Source organism: Bartonella sp. AC535YNZD, from assembly GCF_042196625.1.
Lineage (GTDB): Bacteria > Pseudomonadota > Alphaproteobacteria > Rhizobiales > Rhizobiaceae > Bartonella.
In genome coordinates this window covers 1-503 of sequence record NZ_JBHIQP010000106.1, presented here as the reverse complement: position 1 = coordinate 503, position 503 = coordinate 1, and the positions used below count along the sequence as shown (strand labels likewise).

Here is a 503-nt window from a genome sequence, read left to right as displayed (position 1 = left end):
GCCTATGAGTTTGTGGGCGTCCCTTTCGACCAGTGGCATGATACGCGTGAATTTACCCAATATTGATACCAAAACACGTCTGACAATCGCAATGGATGGCGATGAGGCGGGTCGTAAAGCAGGTTTCAACCTTGCAACGCGTGCATACAAACAAGGCTTTGATGTCTCTCTGATGCAAGCTCCCAAAGGAATGGATTTTAATAATGTATTACTTTCTCAAAAGAGGGAATTATGAAAGATAGTAATTTACAAAACAACACTGAAAATACCCCCGTCAATGATAACGATAATGCTTGTTTACGGTTGGAAAAGATTTATTGTTGTTAGAAGGGAACGATCCGCTGGGACGCAGTTTGCAGGATTCTGGCCTGCTGCACACGAAACGCTGCGTGCCCAAGAGAGATTAATGCCAACGTCAAAACAAAAAGCGATAGAAGTCTGGGCGCATTAGGCTGGCATGGAAGTCCCATGTCGCAGGGGGCAGCTTTATGCTGCATCTGGCA

2 protein-coding genes are annotated in these 503 nt (G+C 45.5%); both read left to right on the top strand.

Annotated elements, in window-relative coordinates:
- Window positions 1–235, top strand: a 235-nt coding sequence (locus tag ACFIM8_RS09470; RefSeq protein ID WP_375614869.1) for a toprim domain-containing protein, incomplete at its 5' end; no start/stop codon positions are given.
- A 54-nt stretch (window positions 236–289) separates the two neighbouring features.
- A complete protein-coding gene (locus ACFIM8_RS09465; RefSeq protein ID WP_375614868.1) occupies window positions 290–451 on the top strand; it encodes a hypothetical protein in 162 nt (53 codons plus the stop codon).
- Window positions 452–503: the final 52 nt, after the last annotated feature.